At 61.7% G+C, this 21,370-nt stretch carries 27 protein-coding genes and 3 tRNA genes; 18 read left to right on the top strand and 12 right to left on the bottom strand.

Annotation, left to right across the window (positions count from 1 at the left end):
* Positions 1–624 (bottom strand): GTP-binding protein (locus NKH59_RS27720; protein ID WP_353023662.1); only part of this gene is annotated, 624 nt, incomplete at its 3' end.
* A 271-nt stretch (positions 625–895) separates the two neighbouring features.
* Between NKH59_RS27720 and NKH59_RS27715 the strand changes: the two genes are divergently transcribed.
* The 3 genes from NKH59_RS27715 to NKH59_RS27705 all read left to right on the top strand — a co-directional run bounded on the left by NKH59_RS27715 (position 896) and on the right by NKH59_RS27705 (position 3,100).
* Complete coding sequence (locus NKH59_RS27715) at positions 896–1,783, top strand: DMT family transporter (protein ID WP_353023660.1); 888 nt, start codon at positions 896–898, stop codon at positions 1,781–1,783.
* Positions 1,784–1,816: 33 nt separating this feature from the next.
* Positions 1,817–2,266, top strand: a complete 450-nt coding sequence (locus NKH59_RS27710) for a GFA family protein (RefSeq protein WP_353023658.1) — start codon at positions 1,817–1,819, stop codon at positions 2,264–2,266.
* 105 nt (positions 2,267–2,371) lie between these two features.
* Positions 2,372–3,100, top strand: coding sequence for a peptidoglycan recognition protein family protein (locus tag NKH59_RS27705; RefSeq protein WP_353023656.1), 729 nt, complete (start codon positions 2,372–2,374; stop codon positions 3,098–3,100).
* On the opposite strand, the gene NKH59_RS27700 is transcribed toward NKH59_RS27705, so the two are convergent.
* On the bottom strand, positions 3,078–3,335 hold the full coding sequence (locus NKH59_RS27700; RefSeq protein ID WP_023717513.1) for a GlsB/YeaQ/YmgE family stress response membrane protein: 258 nt from the start codon (positions 3,333–3,335) through the stop codon (positions 3,078–3,080). The two genes, NKH59_RS27705 and NKH59_RS27700, sit on opposite strands and share 23 nt — an antisense overlap.
* 159 nt (positions 3,336–3,494) lie before the next feature.
* Here NKH59_RS27700 and NKH59_RS27695 point away from each other — a divergent pair, with 159 nt between their 5' ends.
* Entirely contained in the window at positions 3,495–3,962 is a 468-nt protein-coding gene (locus tag NKH59_RS27695; protein WP_023680430.1) for a YidB family protein, read from the top strand.
* A 166-nt stretch (positions 3,963–4,128) separates the two neighbouring features.
* On the opposite strand, the gene NKH59_RS27690 is transcribed toward NKH59_RS27695, so the two are convergent.
* Positions 4,129–4,202 (bottom strand) — tRNA-Gly (locus tag NKH59_RS27690).
* A gap of 67 nt (positions 4,203–4,269) precedes the next feature.
* Positions 4,270–4,354, bottom strand: a tRNA-Tyr gene (locus NKH59_RS27685).
* A gap of 202 nt (positions 4,355–4,556) precedes the next feature.
* On the opposite strand from NKH59_RS27685, the gene NKH59_RS27680 reads away from it, so the two are divergent.
* Together NKH59_RS27680 and NKH59_RS27675 are read left to right on the top strand one after the other, a co-directional pair.
* Positions 4,557–5,414, top strand: coding sequence for a TrmH family RNA methyltransferase (locus tag NKH59_RS27680; RefSeq protein ID WP_353023654.1), 858 nt, complete (start codon positions 4,557–4,559; stop codon positions 5,412–5,414).
* Positions 5,415–5,424: 10 nt separating this feature from the next.
* Positions 5,425–5,736: a hypothetical protein gene (locus tag NKH59_RS27675; RefSeq protein WP_352570930.1), complete on the top strand. Its 312-nt coding sequence runs from the start codon at positions 5,425–5,427 to the stop codon at positions 5,734–5,736.
* A 12-nt stretch (positions 5,737–5,748) separates the two neighbouring features.
* Here the strand turns inward: NKH59_RS27675 and NKH59_RS27670 are convergent, their stop codons facing one another.
* The 3 genes from NKH59_RS27670 to gcl are packed head-to-tail and all read right to left on the bottom strand — an operon-like array spanning position 5,749 to position 9,295.
* Entirely contained in the window at positions 5,749–6,633 is an 885-nt protein-coding gene (locus NKH59_RS27670) for a 2-hydroxy-3-oxopropionate reductase (protein WP_352975171.1), read from the bottom strand.
* A gap of 59 nt (positions 6,634–6,692) precedes the next feature.
* Positions 6,693–7,490 (bottom strand): hydroxypyruvate isomerase, encoded by a 798-nt coding sequence (gene hyi, locus NKH59_RS27665; RefSeq protein WP_353023651.1) that lies wholly within the window; start codon positions 7,488–7,490, stop codon positions 6,693–6,695.
* 23 nt (positions 7,491–7,513) lie between these two features.
* On the bottom strand, positions 7,514–9,295 hold the full coding sequence (gene gcl, locus NKH59_RS27660) for a glyoxylate carboligase (RefSeq protein WP_353023649.1): 1,782 nt from the start codon (positions 9,293–9,295) through the stop codon (positions 7,514–7,516).
* Positions 9,296–9,496: 201 nt separating this feature from the next.
* On the opposite strand from gcl, the gene bhcR reads away from it, so the two are divergent.
* Positions 9,497–10,354, top strand: a complete 858-nt coding sequence (bhcR, locus tag NKH59_RS27655; RefSeq protein ID WP_353023647.1) for an HTH-type transcriptional regulator BhcR — start codon at positions 9,497–9,499, stop codon at positions 10,352–10,354.
* Positions 10,355–10,394: 40 nt separating this feature from the next.
* Here the strand turns inward: bhcR and NKH59_RS27650 are convergent, their stop codons facing one another.
* From NKH59_RS27650 to NKH59_RS27640, 3 genes are all read right to left on the bottom strand, one after another.
* On the bottom strand, positions 10,395–10,751 hold the full coding sequence (locus NKH59_RS27650; protein WP_352593845.1) for a hypothetical protein: 357 nt from the start codon (positions 10,749–10,751) through the stop codon (positions 10,395–10,397).
* Between the two features lie 426 nt (positions 10,752–11,177).
* Positions 11,178–11,477: a BA14K family protein gene (locus NKH59_RS27645; protein ID WP_352746790.1), complete on the bottom strand. Its 300-nt coding sequence runs from the start codon at positions 11,475–11,477 to the stop codon at positions 11,178–11,180.
* 176 nt (positions 11,478–11,653) lie between these two features.
* The gene (locus NKH59_RS27640) at positions 11,654–11,821 is read right to left on the bottom strand and encodes a hypothetical protein (RefSeq protein ID WP_352492505.1); all 168 of its coding nucleotides are present in this window, start codon (positions 11,819–11,821) and stop codon (positions 11,654–11,656) included.
* A gap of 158 nt (positions 11,822–11,979) precedes the next feature.
* Between NKH59_RS27640 and NKH59_RS27635 the strand changes: the two genes are divergently transcribed.
* The 5 genes from NKH59_RS27635 (at position 11,980) to NKH59_RS27615 (ending at position 13,944) form a co-directional block, all read left to right on the top strand.
* Positions 11,980–12,055, top strand: a tRNA-Thr gene (locus NKH59_RS27635).
* A gap of 153 nt (positions 12,056–12,208) precedes the next feature.
* Positions 12,209–12,448 carry a hypothetical protein gene (locus NKH59_RS27630; RefSeq protein WP_156937488.1) on the top strand — a complete coding sequence of 80 codons (240 nt, stop codon included), beginning with the start codon at positions 12,209–12,211 and terminating at the stop codon, positions 12,446–12,448.
* A 275-nt stretch (positions 12,449–12,723) separates the two neighbouring features.
* Positions 12,724–12,921: a hypothetical protein gene (locus tag NKH59_RS27625; RefSeq protein ID WP_084641813.1), complete on the top strand. Its 198-nt coding sequence runs from the start codon at positions 12,724–12,726 to the stop codon at positions 12,919–12,921.
* A gap of 135 nt (positions 12,922–13,056) precedes the next feature.
* On the top strand, positions 13,057–13,695 hold the full coding sequence (locus NKH59_RS27620) for a cupin domain-containing protein (protein WP_352978089.1): 639 nt from the start codon (positions 13,057–13,059) through the stop codon (positions 13,693–13,695).
* Between the two features lie 48 nt (positions 13,696–13,743).
* Complete coding sequence (locus NKH59_RS27615) at positions 13,744–13,944, top strand: DUF2905 domain-containing protein (protein WP_023679908.1); 201 nt, start codon at positions 13,744–13,746, stop codon at positions 13,942–13,944.
* A gap of 55 nt (positions 13,945–13,999) precedes the next feature.
* Here NKH59_RS27615 and NKH59_RS27610 read toward each other — a convergent pair whose 3' ends face one another.
* Positions 14,000–14,614 carry a TetR/AcrR family transcriptional regulator gene (locus NKH59_RS27610; protein ID WP_352472778.1) on the bottom strand — a complete coding sequence of 205 codons (615 nt, stop codon included), beginning with the start codon at positions 14,612–14,614 and terminating at the stop codon, positions 14,000–14,002.
* 90 nt (positions 14,615–14,704) lie between these two features.
* Here NKH59_RS27610 and NKH59_RS27605 point away from each other — a divergent pair, with 90 nt between their 5' ends.
* From NKH59_RS27605 to NKH59_RS27580, 6 genes are all read left to right on the top strand, one after another.
* On the top strand, positions 14,705–15,811 hold the full coding sequence (locus NKH59_RS27605) for a polyamine ABC transporter substrate-binding protein (protein ID WP_353023645.1): 1,107 nt from the start codon (positions 14,705–14,707) through the stop codon (positions 15,809–15,811).
* 4 nt (positions 15,812–15,815) lie between these two features.
* Positions 15,816–16,667 (top strand): ABC transporter permease, encoded by an 852-nt coding sequence (locus tag NKH59_RS27600; protein ID WP_353023643.1) that lies wholly within the window; start codon positions 15,816–15,818, stop codon positions 16,665–16,667.
* A gap of 12 nt (positions 16,668–16,679) precedes the next feature.
* On the top strand, positions 16,680–17,450 hold the full coding sequence (locus tag NKH59_RS27595; RefSeq protein WP_353023663.1) for an ABC transporter permease: 771 nt from the start codon (positions 16,680–16,682) through the stop codon (positions 17,448–17,450).
* Entirely contained in the window at positions 17,447–18,511 is a 1,065-nt protein-coding gene (locus NKH59_RS27590; protein WP_353023641.1) for an ABC transporter ATP-binding protein, read from the top strand. Before NKH59_RS27595 ends, NKH59_RS27590 begins: the two co-directional genes overlap by 4 nt.
* A gap of 2 nt (positions 18,512–18,513) precedes the next feature.
* Entirely contained in the window at positions 18,514–19,275 is a 762-nt protein-coding gene (locus NKH59_RS27585; RefSeq protein ID WP_353023639.1) for an MBL fold metallo-hydrolase, read from the top strand.
* A 461-nt stretch (positions 19,276–19,736) separates the two neighbouring features.
* Positions 19,737–20,510, top strand: a complete 774-nt coding sequence (locus NKH59_RS27580) for an NAD kinase (protein ID WP_023679915.1) — start codon at positions 19,737–19,739, stop codon at positions 20,508–20,510.
* Between the two features lie 81 nt (positions 20,511–20,591).
* Here NKH59_RS27580 and NKH59_RS27575 read toward each other — a convergent pair whose 3' ends face one another.
* On the bottom strand, positions 20,592–21,245 hold the full coding sequence (locus tag NKH59_RS27575) for an outer membrane protein (RefSeq protein ID WP_352451078.1): 654 nt from the start codon (positions 21,243–21,245) through the stop codon (positions 20,592–20,594).
* Positions 21,246–21,370: the final 125 nt, after the last annotated feature.

Genomic DNA, 21,370 nt, shown 5'->3' with positions numbered 1-21,370 from the left:
GAACGGCTTGTCGAGCGGACGAACCGGCGTCGGGATGTAGGCATCGACCGCAGCCATCAGTTCGCGGATGGCGTCCTCGCCGATCCTCTTGTCGCTGTCTTCAAGGGCGGCAAGCGCCGAACCCTTGACGATCGGAATGTCGTCGCCGGGGAACTCGTTCTTGGTCAGAAGCTCACGCACCTCGAGCTCGACCAGCTCGAGCAGCTCGGCGTCGTCGACCTGGTCGACCTTGTTCAAGAACACCACGATCGAGGGCACGCCGACCTGACGGGCCAAAAGGATGTGCTCGCGGGTCTGCGGCATCGGGCCGTCGGCGGCCGACACCACCAGGATCGCGCCGTCCATCTGCGCGGCACCGGTGATCATGTTCTTCACGTAGTCGGCGTGGCCGGGGCAGTCGACATGGGCATAGTGGCGGTTGGCGGTCTCGTATTCGACGTGCGCCGTCGAAATGGTGATGCCGCGCGCCTTCTCTTCGGGCGCCGCATCGATCTGGTCGTAGCGCTTGTATTCGCCAAAATACTTGGTGATCGCCGCCGTCAGCGACGTCTTGCCATGGTCGACGTGACCAATCGTGCCAATGTTCACATGAGGCTTAGTGCGCTCGAATTTACCTTTTGCCATAGTCTCTTTCCTTGGACGGCCTGGGGACGGCCTGGACCTTCAGTTCAGTCGAATGCGGGGCGATTAGCGACTAAGGCCGAAAAACACAAGTGCCTTGTCGCCGAGCGCGCTCGCCCGCCCGAACGCGTGATCCGGTTTCGGAGAATGTGGCGCGGATATAGGAACGAACAAGGGCAATTGGAATGGTTGTGGCGGCGGCTGACGGCTTTGACGGATTTACAGCCGGATCTGGCCCATTGCCGCCCTGGCGCCGGTCTGATTTCGTGGGCCTATGCATTTCATCCCGACTGCCATACGAGGCCCGCTGTTCATGGTCGTTTCGACCGGGTCCTACATCGTCAACGACACGATGATGAAGCTCGCAACCGCGGGACTGCCGCCCTATGAGGTGCTGTTCCTGCGCGGCGCTGCGGCAACATTGTGGGGCATTCCGCTGCTGTTCATGCTGGGCTACGGCAAGCAGATCCCGCTGATCCTCGACGCCAAGGTTTTGCGCAGGAACCTGCTCGAACTGGGTGCGATCCTTTGCTACGTGGTGGCGCTCGCCAACATGCAGATCGCCGATTCGACCGCGCTTGGGCAGATCACGCCCTTGCTGATGCTGGTCGGCTCCTCGATGCTGTTTGGCGAACGGATCGGCGGGGTACGCCTGGCGCTGATCGGGCTCGGCTTTGTCGGCGCGGTGATGGTGGCACAACCTACAATGCAGGGGATTTCGGTCTATGCCCTGCTGGCGCTAGGCAATGCCGCCCTGTCCGCGGCGCGCGATCTGGCCGGACGCAAGGTCGCCGCCGACGTGCCGGGGATGATCGTCGCTATTTCCGCGGTGATTGTGGTGCTCGCCGGCGCCGGCGTTGCGCATCTGGTTTCCGAGCAGTGGGTGGTGCCTGAAATCCGTCACCTGCTGCTGATGGGCGGCGCCGGACTGTTCCTGATCTTCGGCCACTTCTTCATCTTCATGGCCTATCGCGTCGGGCCGACCAGCGTGGTAGCGCCGTTCTACTATTGCTTTACCGTCTGGGCGGTGATTTCAGGCCTGGTGGTATTCCGGCAGCTCCCGAATGCGCTGGCCGTCTGCGGCATCCTGCTGGTGGTGGCCAGCGGGTTGACCATCGTCTCGCTCGACGAGCGCAAGCGCCGGTTGACCGTCGTCGCTTGAAACTGAAATCGGCCTGCATAATGGGAGGAGCGCGTGGCAACCCCGGATGACAACCAGAATTCACGCAACCGCAGGCTTATCGGAAAGTGCCTGTGCGGCGCCGTTCAGTACACGGTGGCGGACGCGTTCGTCTATGCCGCGAACTGCCACTGCTCGAACTGCCGGCGCACCACCGGCTCGGCCTTCAAGCCATTCGCCGGCATCGAGCGCGACAGGCTGAGCCTGACCGGGGGCGAGGACAATCTCATGATCTTCGGCGACGAAACCGGCCATGACGCGCACTGCAAGACCTGCGGCTCGTTGCTCTATTCGGTGGTCCGCGACGGTGCCTTCGTGCATGTCGCCATGGGAACCCTGGTCGACGAGCCGACCATCCGCCCGACGCAGCACATCTTCGTCGGCTCCAAGGCGAAGTGGTTCACGATCACCGACGATCTGCCGCAATACAGAGAACACGCGGTCGCCGGAGATGCCGGCGAATAGCTGACCGTTAGAAAACGCTCAACCAAATTATCGTTTCGTTTTCGCGTCCGCCGCCAAGGAAACTATACTGTGCTCCGTCACTGAACTTATGTCGCGGGGATTTCTGTGGCATTGCCGCCCGACTGGTTGCCCAATGTTGCGATGAGGCGCGTCATTTGCCACTGGACGGCCGGCTCGCATTCGGCCGGCGATACCGACAGGGATGCGTATCACATACTGGTCGAGGGGAATGGCCGCCTGGTCAGGGGCCGGCCTTCGATCGCGCTCAATTCAGGCCGGGTAAAACCGGGATATGCCGCGCACACGCTCAACTGCAACGGCGGCTCGATCGGGGTTTCGCTCTGCTGCATGGCCGGGGCGGAGGAAAGGCCGTTCGATGCCGGCCGCTATCCGATGACCAGGGCGCAGTGGGGCGCGATGGCCGCCGTCGTCGCCGAACTCTGCAAATACTACCGCATCAAGGTCACGCCCAAAACGGTGCTGTCGCATGCCGAAGTCGAGAGCAATCTCGGCATCGAGCAGCGCGGAAAATGGGATTTCACCCGGCTGCCCTTCGATCCGACGATCAGCGGCGCAAGCGCCTGTGGCGAGCGGCTGCGCCGCGACGTGACGGCGGCAATGGGCGCGATGCCAAATCTGCCGGTGAGGATTGGGCGCGATGCGGTATGGCAGCGATTGCTCGAGGAATTATGGCCGATCATGGGTGAGAGGGCTGGAAGCCGGCCTCAACACGCTGATCCGCGAAATCCTCAAAAGGATGAGATAGGCGGTCGGCATTCACCTGAATGCCGACGCAACTGCCAGACGGCTTCTAGAGTGCCCTCTTGCCGCTGAACTGATGATAGGCCCACAGGACAACCACGGCACCGACCACGGCGACGATCAGGCTATAGATGTTGAGCCCGGTAACGCCCGACGCGCCAAAGGCGCTGAAGATGAGCCCGCCGACGATGGCGCCGACAATCCCGAGCACGATGTCGAGCACCAGGCCTTGCCCGCTTTTATTGACGATCTTGCTGCCTATGAAGCCGGCGATGACGCCGAGAATAATCCAGCTTAATATTGACATTTTTCCTCTCCGTTCCCCGCACCCGATTACTTCCACATTATTAAGCAAAGCTCAAGCCAACTTGAAAATCATGATTACGGAAAGCTCAAACCGGCTTGAAATTCGCCATGGATGCGTCATTGTTGGAGACGGACGGGCAATTTGACATGGAGATCCACAATGGGACTGTTTGACAATGCCGTTCCCGGCGGCAACGTCGCCAAGCCGCTGATGATCGCGCTCGGCGCACTTTTGGTGGGAAAAATGCTGAGCGGTGGAAGTTCCGCCCAGCCGGAGGCGGCGCAGAGCCCTGCCCCCGTCCCGCCTGATACAACCGCATCCGCCGATGGCGGACTGCTCGGCGGTCTAGGCGGACTGCTCGACAAACTGAAGGACGCCGGCCACGGCAACGTTGCCAATTCGTGGGTCGGCACCGGTCAGAACCAGCCGATCAACCCCAGCGATCTGGGCAGTGCCCTCGGCCCGCAGATCATTCAGGAGATCGCGCAAAGGACGGGCCTGAACCAACAGGACCTGCTCAAGCAACTGTCGGCGGCCTTGCCAGGGCTTGTCGACCAGCTGACGCCGAACGGGCAAGTGCCGCAGCAGAACCAACTCGCGTCCATATTCAGCAAATTCGCGAGCTGACGCCTGTCGCCCCACACCGCCTGCGGTTCGGGACAACGATAACACAGATTAAGGTGCGCGTCCGTCTGGACGCGCAACGAATACTTTGAACTATCGGCAAAACGCTTCGCTTGGCGGTGCCTGCTTCGGAATCGTGCGCGAGGTGCGCCGCGGCTTGGGGGAAATCTGGAGCGGGTAGCGGGAATCGAACCCGCATATTCAGCTTGGAAGGCTGCTGCTCTACCACTGAGCTATACCCGCGCCTTTCAGTCAAGCATCGGATCCGCTCCGACGCTCGCTCTGCGTTTCAGGGCTTCCGGGCCGGCAGTGGTGGAGAGGGTTGGATTTGAACCAACGTAGGCATAGCCAACGGATTTACAGTCCGTCCCCTTTAACCACTCGGGCACCTCTCCAGTCTGCCGCCGGAGCCATGCAACGAGGCATCGACGCGTCGCGGCTGCCAAAGCAGCCCTTCCGCGAAGCGCCTTATGGCGGCAGCGCCCAAAACTGTCAACCGCAACCGTCCGGCAAAAAGCGCTGAATCTCACGCCTCGCCCGACAAGCAGCTTATGCAGCTGTATCCATGGCCGGACGACACGGCTATAGAAGCCGGCCATGAGCAACGACAACAAATCCAAGACCCCTAAAGACACCCACTACGCCAAGCTGCGCCGCGCGCATCGCGACGAGAAGAGCGGCGGCGCGCCGGCGTTCAGGCCGCGCCAGCCGGTGCCGCCCGGCGAGAACCCGGCGGATGGGCTGGTGCGGCTCTACGGGCTGCACACGGTGCGGGCCGCACTCGACAATCCGCGCCGCAAAATCAGGAAGATGCTGGTGACGCGCAACGCTGCCGAGCGGCTGGCAATCGCCGACCTTGGCGCTTTGCCCTTCAACGCGGAGTTGGTCGAACCCAGGGACATCGACAAGATCACCGGCTCGGATGCCGTGCACCAGGGCGTGCTGATCGAGGCCGAGCCGCTGAAACCGAAATGCCTCGATGCGCTCGGCGACACCAGGCTGGTGCTGGTGCTCGACCAGATCACCGATCCGCACAATGTCGGTGCGATCCTGCGCTCGGCGGTGGCTTTCGGCGCCGGTGCATTGATCACCACGGCGCGCCACAGCCCGCAGGAATCCGGCGTGCTGGCGAAATCGGCCTCCGGCGCGCTCGAGCATATTGATCAGATCGAGGTGAAGAACCTCGCCGATGCGCTGGAGCAGCTGCACGAGGCCGGATTCCAGACGATCGGGCTGGATTCGGACGGGCCGGCGGAGCTCGAAACGAGCTTTGCCGGAGACAAGATCGCATTGGTGCTGGGCGCCGAGGGCAAAGGCCTGCGCCAGAAGACACGCGAGACGGTGACGACGCTCGCCCGGCTCGACATGCCCGGCGCCATCCGTTCGCTCAACGTGTCGAATGCCGCGGCGGTGGCGCTTTATGCGGCGAGGCGGTGGTTCGCGCGCGGCAAATAGGGCGCAATGCATGTCATTGGATTTTGCCGTTCTCAATCCAGATGGGCATATCGATCGATGCGTATCGGTAGGTCCCTCTGCGCATCATGAAATCGTGTCAATCGCAAACCAAAACGCGTTTGAACTCATACTGAAATTCGAAGATTTCTATGAGGACGTCACTCTTCCGATCGAATCCCTACCTTCCTTGACCAAGCAAGTTGAGGCACTTGTGCGAACTGAAGGAATGTCGGAGGAATCCAAAGATTTTCTGAAACGTTTTGCCGATCTCATACGCTATGCGGTCGAAAGAAGTCGGCCCATCGAAGGTATTGCAGACTAATTCACCTCACTCTCACCCAACCTCGTGGCCAGCCATCCGCTCCAGCGCCCTGACCAGTGCCGAATGGTCTTCCTTTGCTCCACCGTTCGCCACGCAAGAGTTGAACAATTGCTGCGTCATCGAGGTGTTGGGTAGTGCTACGCCCAGCGCCTTTGCCCCTTCCAGCGCCAGGTTAAGATCCTTCTGGTGGAGTTCGATGCGGAAGCCGGGCGCGAAAGTGCGCTTGATCATGCGCTCGCCATGCACTTCCAGGATGCGCGAGTTTGCGAGCCCGCCCAGCAGCGCCTGCCTGACCTTGGCCGGGTTGGCGCCGGCTTTCGATGCAAAAACAAGCGCTTCGGCGACGGCCTCGATGGTCAGCGCAACGACGATCTGGTTGGCAACCTTGGTGATCTGGCCGACGCCGTTGGGTCCGACCAGAGTGATGTTCTTGCCTATCTTCTCGAAGATAGGCCTGGCGCGTTCGTAGGCATTTTTTTCGCCGCCGACCATGATGGTCAGCGATGCCGCTTTGGCCCCGACCTCGCCGCCCGACACCGGCGCATCGAGATAGTCGCAGCCGACATCGTTGATCTTTTTTGCGAATTCCTTGGTCTCGATCGGCGAGATCGAGCTCATGTCGATGACCAGCTTGCCTTTAGTGAGGCCTGACGCGACGCCATTCTCAGCGAACAGCACATCGGCCACCTGCGGCGTATCCGGAACCATGGTGATGACGATGTCGGCCGCGCGGGCAACGGCATCATGGCCGGTGACGGCCTTCAGGCCCTTGGCGACGAGATCGGCCGGCGGCTTCGAGCGGTGGTCGCTGGCGACGACCTGATAACCGGCGTCTAGCAGATGCCCCGCCATCGGCGCGCCCATGATGCCGAGGCCGATGAAGCCGATGGTTTCCATGTCCTTCTCCGTTTCTTGTTAAGGGGGCGCGCAGGAACGCGACGTGCGACACGTTGCGTCTATGCCGCCGCACTCCCCTGCCCGGCCGCGTCCCGAAACCAGCCAAGCCCGGCATCCGTCCCCGCCTTCGGCTTGTACTCCGCCCCCACCCAGCCGGAATAGCCGATGCGGTCGATGTGGTTGTACAGGAAGGGAAAATTGATCTCGCCCGTCCCCGGCTCATGACGGCCGGGATTATCCGCAAGCTGGATATGCGCGATGCGGTTGAGGTTTGCCTCAATGGTACGGGCGAGATCCCCCTCCATGATCTGCATGTGGTAGATGTCGTATTGCAGGAACAGGTTCTTCGAGCCGACGCGGTCGATCAGGGCCAGAGCCTGGTCCGAGTAATTCAGGAAGAAGCCCGGAATGTCGCGGGTGTTGATCGGCTCGATCAGCAGCCTGATGCCGGCCTGCTCCAGCTTTTCGGCCGCGAAAGCCAGATTTTCGGCGAAGACGTCTTCCAGCACGGAGCGGTCGACGCCTTGCGGCACGATGCCGGCGAGGCAGTTGACCTGCTCGCAGCCCAATGCGTGCGCATAGGTGACGACCTTGGCAATGCCTTGCCGGAACTCCGGCACGCGGTCGGGCAGGATCGCGATGCCGCGCTCGCCCTTGGCCCAGTCGCCGGCAGGCAGGTTGAACAGGACCTGCGTCAGCCCGTTCTTCTTCAACCTGGCTGCGACGACATCCGGCGCATGGTCATAGGGGCCGATATACTCGACGCCCTTGAAGCCGGCGCGGGCGGCGGCATCGAAGCGGTCGAGGAAGTCATGCTCGCCAAAGAGCATCGAAAGATTGGCTGAAAACCGTGGCATGGCAGTAGTTCCTCATATGCGGCTTAGTCGAGCATGACGATCGCCGTGGGGGCATCTTCATGGCGTTCGGCAAGCTCCTCGAATTCGGTGATCTTGTCGATTTCCGTGCCCATCGAAACGTTGGTGACGCGCTCGAGGATGAATTCGAGCACCACCGGAACCTGGTGCTCGTCCATCAGGCGCATTGCCTCTTCGAAGGCACCGGCGAATTCCTCCGGCCGGCGCACCCGGACCGCCTTGCAGCCCATCGCCTCGGCAACGGCGACGTGGTCGACGCCGTAGCCCGCCTCAGGCTCGTCTTTCCGGTTGACGTTCTCGAAGGCCAGGCTGACTTCGAAATCCATCGAAAAGCCGCGCTGCGCCTGGCGGATCAGCCCGAGATAGGCGTTGTTCACGACGACATGGATGTAGGGCAATTTGTGCTGTGCGCCGGCCGCCAGTTCCTCGATCATGAACTGGAAATCATAATCGCCGGACAATGCCACAATTGTGCGGTCCGGATCGGCGGCGCGAACACCGAGGGCCGCCGGCAATGTCCAGCCGAGCGGGCCGGCCTGGCCGCAATTGATCCAGTTGCGTGGCTTGTAGACGTGCAGGAACTGCGCCCCGGCGATCTGGGACAGGCCGATCGTGGTGACATAGGTGGTGTCGCGGCCGAACGCCTTGTTCATCTCCTCGTAGACGCGCTGCGGCTTCAGCGGCACCTGGTCGAAATGCGTCTTGCGCTTCATTGTCTTCTTGCGCTGCCGGCATTCGCCGGCCCAGCCCGACCAGTCGCGCAATTTTCCGGCCGTCCTCCACTCCGTGGCGACGTCGAGCAGCATTTTCAGCGCCGCACCGGCGTCCGAGACGACGCCGAGGTCCGGCGCGAAGACGCGGCCGATCTGCGTCGGCTCGATGTCGACGTGGATGAACGTCTTGCCCTTGGTGTAGACGTCGACCGAACCGGTGTGGCGGTTGGCCCAGCGGTTGCCGATGCCGAAAACGAAATCGGCTTCGAGCATCGTGGCATTGCCATAGCGGTGCGAGGTCTGCAGCCCGCACATGCCGGCCATCAGGCGGTGGTCGTCGGGGATCGCACCCCAGCCCATCAGTGTCGGAATGACAGGCACGCCGGTGACCTCGGCGAACTCGATCAGCAGATCGGACGCATCGGCGTTGATGATGCCGCCGCCGGCGACGATGACAGGCTTTTCCGCCGCGTTCAGCATCGTCAACGCCTTCTCGGCCTGCGCGCGCGACATTGCCGGCTTGAACGGCACCAGCGGCTCGTAGGCATCGATGTCGAACTCGATCTCGGTCAGTTGCACATCGACAGGCAAATCGATCAGCACCGGCCCCGGCCGCGACGAGCGCATCAGATGGAACGCTTTCTGCAGCGCCATCGGCACCAGATAGGGTTCCATGACGGTGACCGCCCATTTGGCGACGGGTGCGGCGATCGCCGCAATGTCGACGGCCTGAAAATCCTCCTTGTTGAGACGCGCGCGCGGCGCCTGCCCGGTGATGCAGAGGATGGGAATTGAATCGGCAGCGGCCGAATAGAGGCCGGTGATCATGTCGGTGCCGGCGGGACCCGAAGTGCCGATGCACAGACCAATATTGCCCGATCTGGCGCGGGTAAACCCTTCGGCCATATGCGAGGCCGCCTCGACGTGACGCGCAAGGATGTGGCGGATACTGCCCCTCACCTTCAGTGCCGAATAGAGCGGGTTGATCGCAGCACCCGGCACGCCGAAGGCACAGGAGATGCCTTCCTTTTCGAGAACGAGAACCGCTGCGTCGACTGCGCGCATCCTGGCCATGTCAGCCTCCACGGAATTGTTGATAGCCGATGATGCCAGCGCACCAACGATTTTTCAATTTTTTCAGAATATTTTTCCATTTCTAGAAAACAGCTCTTGTCAATTGAATTGATTGGCCTTTTTGTTTTCCATGAATTCGCTTCGTAAATCACTGGAAAACTTTTTCATTGCCTGTTGGGCGAACAGGGGAAGAATGGCCCGATGGAAACCACCGAAAAACGCCAGCGCGGCCGGCCGCGCGCCTTCAACGGGCCGTCCGAGGCCGCCTCGGTGCAGTCGCTGGACCGGGCGCTGCGCATCCTGGCAATCGTTGCCGATGGCAGCGGCCTGTCGCTGAGCGAGATCGCCGCCAGTTCCGGTCTGCCGGCATCCACCGCCTACCGCATGCTGACGACGCTGGAGAACCACGGCATGGTCGAGTTCGACGGTACCGACCAGCTGTGGTCGATCGGCGTCGAGACCTATCGCATGGGCGCGGCGTTCCTGCGCCGCCGCAAGCTGGTCGACCGCGCCCGTATCGTCATGCAGGAATTGATGGAGAAGACCGGCGAGACCGCCAATCTCGGCGTCGCCGAGGACGATTGCGTCGTCTTTGTCAGCCAGGTCGAGACGCATCAGGCGATCCGCGCCTTTTTCCGGCCGGGCACGCGCAGCTCCTTCCATGCCTCGGGAATCGGCAAGGCGGTGCTGGCGCATCTCGAGCCGGAACGCGTCGCCACCATCCTGCGCCGGGCCGGGCTGGAGCGCTTCACCGAAAACACGCTGTCCGATATCTCGGCGCTCGCCCGCGACCTGGTGACGATCAAGCTGCGCGGCTGGTCGGTAGACGACGAGGAGCGGCATCCGGGCATGCGCTGCGTTGCCGCCGCCATCTTCAATGAGTTCGGCGAGCCGATCGGCGGCGTTTCGGTTTCCGGGCCGACGGTGCGGGTAACGCCGGAACGGTTGGCCGAGATCGGCCCGCTTGTGCACGATGCGGCGGCGGAGGTGACAAGGATGATCGGCGGGCTGCCGACCCCTCCCGGCGTTCGCAGCGAACCGAGCGCATGGCAGCGCTGACCAGCGTCGAATGGTGCGACATCTGCCAGGATGGCCAAAGCTAGGCCCCGGGCACCGCGCTCTTGGTCGATAGGTCATAGAAATCAAGCAGCATCGCCAGCCCAACTCCGCAGGCGGTGAAGATGAGGCCGGCAATGAAGATACGATTGGCGCGTTCATAAACGCGCCGTTGTAGAGACGTTATGTCGAGCAGCAACCGCAGCGCTCGTATCTGCAGGGCAATGCCGATCAAAATCGGCGCGACGGCGGCCAGGTGATAGATTTCCCATGGTATCGGGTTGGCGGCCCAATGCGTGATGAAGCCCAGCGAGAACGCCAGCAGGATGCCGACGGTGGTGATCGTGCCGTTGCGGAAAATTGTCTCGATCGGCTCTTCGTTCGGATCTTGCTCGCCCAAGCGCCCTCTCCCTGTTTCGCTATCGGTGCAGACTAGGCTGTTGGGAAATCGCTGTATACTGCCGGGTTCCTGGTGAAATCAGAGACAAATGATAGCTAAATTGCTTGGAGACTGAAGCTGGCGCTGCCCCTCATTGGCCTACCGGGCATTTCTCCCCGCATAGTGACGGGGAGAAAGAAGCTGACCGGGACCTTGGCGCCCTCTTGCAGCGCTGGAGACTGCCGAAGTCATCGCCGAGAGCGTCCCTTCTCCCCGTCACTATACGGGGAGAAGATGCTGGCAGGCAGATGAGGGGCAGCGCCGACACTGATAGTCAGTCGATTTCGACAAGAAGCCTATCGCCGAACAACAGAAAAAGAGCCAGTGGGGCGCCCTTCTTCCGGTTGCATGAAACGGTCACCTCCTCCCAAGCTGGCATCGTGGCCCTCAAAGCCAGCAGCGATGGCGATAGCCGTCGTAGCCGACATAGGTGTCCGAGTACGGGTCGTAGCTCTGGTAGCGATTGAGGCAGCGCCGGACGTGCCACGAGCCGCCGCCTTCCTCGATATAGACAGTGCGCGGCTGGGCCAGCGCGCTGCCGAGCAGGAAGCCGCCGACACCTGCGGCAATGCCGATGCCGAGGTGCTTGTGCTTGTGATGGGCGGCCGACGGCTGAACGGTGCCGACCAGCATGGCGGCGGCGACAGTGGTGGCGACGAGGCCGGCAACGATGGTGCGCTTGAACATGACGATCTCCTTGTTGTGGGAGGCGATCCAACCGCCTCTTGACCATCAGTCGTCGCAACAAGGAAAAAGGTTCGAAGGTCTTTTTGGATTTTTTCTCGGCGGGAGAAATCGCGGGGTCTGATGCGCGAACACGAACGGTCGCGCCGTCGACAGTTCACCGAAACAGTCGGCAGGCCTCATCCCATGCCGGTGATATGCCGCAGCCAGAAGGCGAGCGCGATGAAACCGATGATGGTGGTGACGCCGGTCCAGTCGATATTGGCGCGCTTCAGGTCCTTGATGAGCTTCACCAGGAGAACCCAGGCCACGACGACGAGCGGGAGAATGATGACAAACCTGATCATGCGACTGCCTCGCTGATGCGATTGCACCTTCGATCAATATAGGAAGCGAATTGGCCGTTTTCAGGACGCCTTGGCGGCAGAACCGGCGCGTTCGCCGGGAACCGAAAAACGGAGTTTTGTCTTTACTGGCGCAGCAGATATGGTAACCGGAGCGCCGTGCCCTTGTAGCTCAGCTGGTAGAGCAGCGGTTTTGTAAACCGAAGGTCGGCGGTTCGATTCCGTCCGGGGGCACCAGTACGGGCTTCTTGAGACCTCCGGGGCGCTTGATATCTGCTCATCCCCGATATCCACAGGCCGGGGCCGTCAGGATCGGTAGCACATCAGCTTCAACGCATATATTCCCTAGCGGAAACCATAGTTCCCTAGCGGAAAACCTAGGAGTCTTCGTTGGAGCAGAAACGCACGACCGCCCCCTTCATCAACGGCATATTTGGCGGATTTATCGTCTTCGCCTTCGCGTTCGGTTTCCGTTTCCTGCTAAGTCCCGATCCCGATCCAACATCAAGAGCAACGACAAGCCTTTCAGTACTGGCCTTTGCCATTTGTTTCGGCGCAGCCTTCCTCCGCGAGCACCGGCGCCAGATTGCCGCCGCCAGAGAATATATAAGCCGCCCAAGATCGTATTAGGGGCGTACGTGTCGGGACCGTCCTCGTCGGGTCACCAGAAACTTCCGTGAAATTGCTGGCACAATCTGTCGCCAGACAACGAGTTAGCATCTCATATCTAGAGACGCTGAGCCCGGGCGTGACTTCGCCGTTGCAGAGCCGTCATTTCGGCCCTCTCTCCCGACCTCGGCCATCTCGTACCATTCGATTAAATTGCTCCTGTGTATATTAGCACTCGCTCAATTAAGCGCGCCGACAATGTCGGTGCGGCGGGCCAAAAACCAAAGGGTGTTGTCATGCGAAGTGATTTCGCCGCGGCGCGCGAGCTTTTGGAGTGCGCACAAAACCGCCTCTGCGGTGCGGATGAAACGAGCCGACGCGTCAACGAGGCCCTCGACGCGCTGATTGAAGAAATAGCCATCGCGGAATTCCGCAAGGCGCCACTGACGGTCGTGCCGTTTCCGCGAGCGCGGCCGCCTAAGCATGTTCGGTAGAGCGCTGATCGCCCGCGTTGACGAAGAGCCGGCAACTGGTGTTTCCGCAATCGCCCGTTGGAGCGTCGTTGAACGACCAAGCCTTTGACGATAGAGTTGCCGGGCATTGGTGCTCTGAAACTCCGGAGCCGATCCATGTCACGCTGTGGAGATGTCTACGAGAACAAGGTGACCGGCGAATATGCGGTCATCCTGCGTGGCACCGAAGACCGCGGCCAGGGACCTGGCATCGCTCATCTGACCGCCCGGCCGGGAGCCGCAGTGGTGGGCGAGCACTTCCACCCGAACCTGACGGAACGGTTTACCGTCCTCCGTGGCCGTCTCGACGCTTGCATCGCCGGGAAGACTTTGTCCCTGGAGCCTGGCCAATCCGCCACGGTCGAAGCAGGCGTCGCACATGATTGGTGGAACAGCAGCAAAACCGAAGAAGCGCATGTCCTGGTCGAAGTCGACCGGGCGCCAGGTGCGGACAATGTCGACCCGAACCGTTTCGAGCTGCTGATCGGCATGCTCTTCGGCCTGGCCAATGCCGGCAAGGTAGACAGAAAAGGTAGACCTTCGCCGCTTCAGGCAGCAGTCATCGCCAGGGAATTTGCCGACGTGATCGTCTTCACGCACCCGCCACCTGCGATTCAGCGAGTGGCGCTGGCGATCCTGGCGCCACTCGGCCATCTGCTCGGCTATCGCGCGATCGACCCGGACTACTGCAAGCCGCACGGGCATGTCACGCCGGCTCCTGAAATCCTTGCTCGAGCAGGCCTAGTAGCCGGATGATCGGGGTCCATATTGGGCGCCCGGCATTTTTGTCGGCAGGATGCTGCCATGTCGCGAACTCTGATCGTCGTTGGTCTCAGCATAGTCGCCATAGGCCTGCTGTGGCCTTGGTTGGCCCGGACCGGCCTTGGCAGGCTGCCCGGCGATATCGTGATCGAGCGTGAGAACTTCAGGCTTTATGTCCCTATCACGACGGGGATACTGGTCAGCATCGTGCTCTCGGCCATTCTATGGCTGATCAACCGGTAGGCGATGCTCCGGCTGCGGCGATTTGTGTTGCAGGCCCAACTCGCCCTTGATCTTCTTACACTCCGATCGCCGCCACCAATATCCTGTTCTGCCTGCGTATCGCCGTGCGCAGTTCGGCAATCCTCGCCTCCTCGCGCTTCACGAATTCGATGAACATCATGTTCATGTTGTTGAAGATGAGTTCGCCGAGTGCCGGCCCGTCGATGTCGCGACGCACCAGGCCGAGCGCCTGCAGGCGGACGATCAGCGCGCGGATCTGCTCGGTCAGGGCGCGGTCCAGCCCCGTATAGGCCTGGCCGAACGGGCTGTCGGGCAGTTGCGTCGAGATCGCCATCGCCTGCCGCCACATCTCCTTGCTGAGATAATGCAGCGAGTGCTCGATATAGATGCCGAGCAGCGTATCGAGAGCGTCGCCGACATTGGCCGGTGGGTTGGCGACGACGCCGCGCCCGGCATTCAGCACCTCGTTGACCTCCATCGAGACGATGGCGCCGAGGATATCACCCTTGTTCTGGTAGTAATTGTAGATGGTACCGACCGAGACTTCGGCCTGCGCCGCGATGGTCTCGATCTTGGCGCCTTCATAACCGGCATCGCGGAAAAGCGCCGCCGCCGCCTCGATGATGCGGCGGTGCCGATCCGCCTTCTGCCTTGCCCGCAATCCGCTCATAACGGCTGTTTGCCACAAAAACAGAATTGACTCAATTTTAGAATTGGTTCAATTTTTCCTACAAGCCAAAAAGGCAAGGGAGAACACTCGATGTCCGTCAATCCAAAGACCCCCAATCCAACCGTCAGGAATCCGCTTTCCGTTCTGAAGAGCCATCTCCAAGGCGCGTGTGCCGCGGCAGCACTGCTGCTGGCGGCGGGCAGCCTCGCTCAGGCGCAGGATCTCAACGCGCTGATCTGGTGCGATCACGCCGATCCGGTGCTGCTGCAGCCGTTCGAGGAAGCGAACGGCGTCAAGGTCAATGTCAAGGAGTTTGAAGGCACGGGCGCCGGCCTGGCCATCGTCGAACAATCGCAGCCCGGCGACTGGGACGTGATGGTGATCGACAGCATCGACATACCGCGCGGCGTCGAAAAAGGCCTGTTCGAGCCGCTGCCGGAAGACAAGCTGCCGCTGGCCGATCTGTTTCCGCAGGTGAAGATGGACAGCTCCACCGTCGTTGACGGCAAGCGTTACGGCATCACCGAAAAGTTCGGCTACAACACGATCGGCTACAACAAGACTAAGGTCGACCCGGCCGACATGCAGACGATGGCGGCGCTGACCGGCGACAAATACAAGGGCAAGATCGCCATCTACGATTATTACCTGCCGGTCATCGGCATGGCCGCACTGGCGATCGGCAAAAAGACCGCCGACCTGACCGAAGCCGACCTTCCCGCCATCAAGGAAGAGTTGCTCAAAATGAAGGCCAACGCCAAGCTGGTCGGCGAAGTGACCGCCAGCCAGACGGCGCTGGCGACCGGCGAGGTCGACATTCTGGTCGGCGGCGGCGAATGGGTGACGGCGGGGCTGGCCAAGGAAAACCCTGCCCTGGACTTCTCTATCCCGAAAGAAGGCGCCGTGCTGTGGTCGCAGTCGCTGGCAATGTTCAAGGATTCCAAGAACAAGGAGCTGGCGCTTAAATTCATCCAGTACATTATGAGCCCCGAAGGCCAGGCGCGGCTCGCCACCTCGTCCTGCTATTGGGGCATGCCGGCCAACAGCAAGGCGGCGTTGAGCGACGAGCAGAAGAAGATCCTGCGCTTTGACGAGCAGCCGGAATTCCTCGCCCGCGCCCAGTCCTATCCTGCGCCGAACGCCGACCTCGACAAGAAGATGCAGGACGTCTGGACCGAAATGCTGCAGGCGCAATGACCGGATGCCGGTCGTGAACGCCGTCAACAGTGGGCGTGCCCTGCCCTGGGCGCTGGTCACGCCGGCGCTCGGCTGGACGCTGCTGTTTTTTGTGCTGCCCTTCGTCGCCATGGCGGTATCCAGCCTGACGGCACATGAAGGCGGCGGCTTCACGCTGTCCAACTACAGCCAGTTCTTTGCCAATCCGTCCTACTGGCAGGCGATGGTGAACTCGCTGCAGGTCACAGCGATCGTCACCGTGATCTCCGTGCTGCTCGCCTATCCTTTTGCCTGGATCCTGGCCGAACAGGTGCCGGAGCGCTGGCAGCGGCTGGCGCTGATGCTGGCGGTGCTGCCGTTCTGGACCTCCTATGTCGTGCGCTCCTATTCGTGGCTGCTGGTGCTGGCGCAAAACGGCGTCGTCAACCGCGCACTGACAGGCTCTGGCCTGTCCAGCGAACCGCTGCAGCTCGCCAATACGCGGCTGGCCACCATCACCGGCTTCGTGCATTTCTTCGTCATGCTGTTGACGCTGACGATCTTCGCCAATCTGAAGCAGCTCAGCCCCAGCTACCGCAAGGCCGCCGCCGACCTCGGCGCCGGGCCGGTTCGGACTTTCCTGCATGTCGTTCTGCCGCTGACGCTCCCCGGTATCATGGTCGGCGCCTTCCTCACCTTCGTGCTGTGCATCGGCGACTACATCACGCCGCAGATCCTCGGCGGCAACAACGAGCTGTTGATGCCGCAGCTCGTCATGATGCAGATCGGCCGGCGCGGCGACTTTCCGCTCGCCTCGGCGCTGTCGATCATCCTGATGGCGGTGGTCACCATCGCCTACCTCGCCTGCTCCCGCTGGCTGAAGATCGAGCGGGCCTGACCATGCGCGCTCATCCGCCTCGTCTCCAGCCTTTATGCCATCGCAATTTACGGCTTCATCTTTCTGCCGGTCATCGTTCTGGTGCTGTTTTCGCTGCAGGCGACGTCGTTTCCGATCCCGCCCTTCACCGGGCCGTCGCTGCGCTGGTACGAGGCCGTGCTCGCCGACACGCGGCTGACCTCGGCTCTGGTCAATTCGCTGCTGGTGGCGGTCGTCTCCTCGGCTGCCGCCGTCACGTTGGGCTTTCTCTCGGCCTGGGGTTTTGCGCGCTTCGCTTTGCCGGGCTCGGGGCTGATGCGCGGGCTGATCACCTTGCCCTTGACCGTCAGCTATCTCATCATCGGCATGGGGCTGCTGGTGCTGTTCAACTGGGCCGGCGTGCCGAAGTCGCTCATTGCCGCCGGCATCGGCCACGTCGTGATCAACCTGCCGCTCTGCTTTGCCATCGTCTACAGCCAGATGGGCGACCACCAGATCAACATCGAGCGCGCCGCGCGCGACCTCGGCGCGCCCGAATGGAAGGTGCTGCTGCTGATCACCGTGCCTGTCATGGCACCGGCGATCTTCGCCGGTTTCTTTCTGTCGATGACCTTCTCCTGGGACGAATTCGTCATCTCGTTCCTGTTGACGCGCTTCGATACGACGCTGCCGGTCGAGATCTGGAACCTGCTGCGCTCCGGCCTCAATCCCAAGACCAACGCCGTCGGCTCGCTGGTCTTCGCCGTCTCCATCGTGCTGGTGGTATTGTTCGAGCTGATGCTGTTGCGGAGGAAGCCGGCATGAGTGCGCCACTGGTCGATATAAGCTCCGTCTCGCATCGCTTCGGCCAGCATACCGTGCTGAAGAACGTCTCGCTGACGATCGAGCCTGGCAGCTACACGATCCTGCTCGGGCCGTCCGGGTCCGGCAAGACGACGCTTCTGTCCATCCTCGGCGGCTTCGTCACGCCGAGCGAAGGCAAGGTGCTGATCCGCGGCGAGGACTGCACTGCCGTGCCACCGGCGAAGCGGCCGACGACGACCGTGTTCCAGGACTACGCGCTGTTTCCGCATATGAGCGTCGGCAGCAATGTCGGCTTCGGCCTGCGCATGCGGGGTGTCGATGCCGCAACCCGGGCAGCAAGGGCGCGCGAGGCGCTGGCGCTGGTTGGGCTGGCCACTGCCTTCGACAAGAAGCCGCACCAGCTTTCCGGCGGTCAGCGGCAGCGCGTGGCACTGGCGCGCGCCTTGGTGGTCGAGCCGGCGGTGCTGTTGCTCGACGAGCCGCTCGGCGCGCTCGACCTGAAATTGCGCCGGCAGATGCAGGACGAGTTGAAGGCGATCCAGAAACGCGTCGGCACCGCCTTCATCCACGTCACTCACGATCAGGAAGAGGCGATGGCGCTGGCCGATCATTGCGTGGTGATGAATGACGGGCGCATCGAGGACGAAGGACCGCCCGAGCGCGTTTATGCACGGCCAGCGACGCGCTTTTCCGCGACTTTCATGGGCGAAAGCACGCTGATATCGGGAACGGTGACCGAGGCGAAGGGCGGCAAAGTCGCCGTCACCACGAAGCTTGGGTCGCTCTCTTTGCCCGGCACATTGCCGGCCGGCTCGACCGTTGCGCTGGCCGTCCGGCCGGAGCATCTTGTTCTCGGCGCTGCCGGCGGTGCTGTGGCGCTCGGTACGGCCAAGGTCAGCGACGTCGTCTTCCAGGGCAGCTTCAAGCGTGTGCTGGGGACCTCCACGACCGACCCGGCGCTGCACTTCATCGCCAAGGTCGCGGCAGCATCGGCCGTCCAGCCGGGCGACGTTGTCGCGGTATCGTGCGATGCTGGCGACATCATCCTGCTTGCGGACTGAACATGAGCACGCTTCCAATCATCGACGCTCCTGACTGGTACGAAACTATCCGCATGGGCGATGGCGTGACGCTGATCCACGAGCCGTGGATCAAGCCGTTCTTCCGCTGCAACATCTGGCATGTGCGCGGCCGCGACCGCGATCTTCTGTTCGATACCGGCCTCGGCCATTTCAGCCTGCGCCGCCACGTGCCGCTGGTCACGGAGCGCAAGCTCACCTGCGTGGCCAGTCACACCCATTTCGATCATATCGGCTGCCATCACGAATTTCCCGACCGCTGCGTGCACCCGGCCGAGGCCGAAATCCTCGCCGATCCACGCAACGAATGGACGGTTGCCGACCGCTATGCCACCGACGAGATGTTCGACGGCATGCCGCAAGGCTGGGACACGAAGCGCTACCGGATCCTGCCCGCACCAGCCGGCCGGTTGCTCGAGCAAGGCGACATCGTCGATCTCGGCGACCGTGCCTTCGAGGTCATCCACACGCTCGGCCATTCACCCGGCGGCATTGCGCTCTACGAAAACAGGACGGGCATCCTGTTTTCCGGCGACATCATCTATGACGGCCCGCTGATCGACGACGTCTATCACTCCGATATCGACGATTATGTCGAAACGCTGCTGCGCATGCGCGATCTCGATGTCTCGGTCGTGCACGGCGGCCATTTCCCGAGCTTCGGCAAAGTCCGCTATCGCCAGCTTGTCGACGAGTATCTCGCGCAAAAGCGCCAGGCCGGCTGCCATCTGTTGCAAGCCCGATAAGCACTGGCGCTGTGGCGTCAAAGCGCCCTTTGCGGACAGGGTGTCCCCGCCGCGTCGCCGCAGCGCGAGGCCGTGGGCTCGGGTCTAAAGCTCTTTTCCTCCGCCTGGCGCACCAGTTCCGCGAAAGCCAGGGCAAAACTTGCCAGCATCAGGAAGACAATAATCAAGCGTGCCAGCGGCAATAGATCGGCCTCGACTGGTTAGCCCCCACGCCGCCCGTCCGCTGCCGGCTAACATGATCGATATGGCTTTACGAGAGTTTAAGGCGAGTCTTAACCATCACATCATTTTGTCCTCCGACATGATGCGCGAGTGCGGCTTGTTTGGTCGCCATCTCCAGGCACCTCCCTCCCTTTGCAGAAATGCCCACCCATGCTAACCCGGCGCTGGCGCGGCCCAGCAACCGGTCGCCGCCAATCGGTCGCCAGACGGTCGTCGCCAATCGGTTGTCGTTGAGAGCCATGAGCAAAACCGCCAGCCGTTTCGCCTTCGTCTCATCCGGTACAGCCGACGCCAATGCAGCGCTGGAAAGCCTCTCTGCGCGTTACGGCCAGGCCTCCGTCGAAGAAGCCGGGATCGTCGTGGCGCTCGGCGGCGACGGCTTTCTGCTGCAGACCCTGCGTGAGACGATGAGCACGGGAAAGAAGGTCTACGGCATGAACCGTGGCACCATCGGTTTTCTGATGAACGAATACCGCGCCAGCGGCTTGACCGGGCGCATCGCGGCGGCCGTTGCCGAAACGATCCGTCCGCTGGAGATGCAGGCGGTGACGGCCGAAGGCGAGACGATTTCGGCGCTCGCGATCAACGAGGTCGCGCTTTGGCGCCAGTCGTACCAGACGGCCAAGATCCGCATCACCGTGGATGGGCAAGAGCGGCTGGAGGAATTGCACTGCGACGGCGTGATGATTGCGACGCCGGCCGGCTCGACCGCATATAATCTGTCGGCGCACGGGCCGATCCTGCCGCTCGACGCTCCGCTGCTGGCGCTGACCCCGGTCAGCCCGTTTCGTCCGCGCCGCTGGCGCGGCGCGCTGCTCTCCAACAAGGCGATCGTGCGTTTCGACATTCTGGAGCCGGAAAAGCGGCCGGTGAATGCCGCCGCCGACCACACCGAGGTCAAGGCGGTGACGACGGTCACGGTGAGGGAATCGCCGACGGCAACGGCGACGCTGCTGTTCGATCCCAACCATTCGTGGAACGAGCGCATTCTCGCCGAACAGTTCAGGTATTGAACAGACCGTGCAAATAAAAACCCGGCACGAGGCCGGGTTCCTATTTGACAACACAAGTGTTGCGGCGGCCGATCGTTGCGATCAGAACTTGTAATTCAAGCCGATGACTCCGGTGTGTATGCGGACCTTTGCTTCGACATTCAGGCCGGTGTCGACTGTATAATCGCTCTTGCCCAGATCGAAATATTTGTATTCGCCCTTAAGCGACCAGTGATCGGTAAAGGCATATTCCAGGCCCGCGCCCAGGGTCCAGCCTGCTCTGGTTTTCGAGGTGCCGTTGGTCCCGATCGGACCGCTTGTGCTAATCTCAACCCTGCCGAAGCCGAGACCGCCGGTACCGTAGATCAGCAGCCTATCCATCGCATAGCCAATTCGGCCACGCAGCGATCCGAGCATCTTTACATCGGAATCGCAAGAGAAGGTGGGGTTCGGACAGTCCGTGCCGCCATCGATATGGGCGGCCGAGATGTCCGCCTCGACGCCATAGACTATATTTCCGCTCTGGAAATTGTAACCGGCCTGGACGCCGCCCAGGGCGCCGCTGCCATCATGATCAGCCGTCCCGCCACCAGTATATTCCCAGTCTACTTTGCTGCTGCCACCGCCGACATGTGCGCCTAGATAGAGGCCCGTCCAGTTATACGTTGATGCGACCGGCAACTCCACGACATCGGCCGCGATCGCCGGAGTCAAGGCCGCTGCCAGAAACGCAGCGGAGAGAAAAGCTTTCTTCATAATGTGGCCCCCCTAGCCAAGAAAATGGATGAATCGTTTGTGGCTAGTTTTCTGAGTTATTTCAAATCTCAAATGATACTTTGGCGTGTAGTCAGAATGAATGCACCCTGGCGTTGCTGATCTGC

It is taken from the genome of Mesorhizobium sp. M0998, assembly GCF_040318885.1.
Taxonomy (GTDB): domain Bacteria; phylum Pseudomonadota; class Alphaproteobacteria; order Rhizobiales; family Rhizobiaceae; genus Mesorhizobium.
This window is presented reverse-complemented; position numbering and strand designations above follow the sequence as displayed.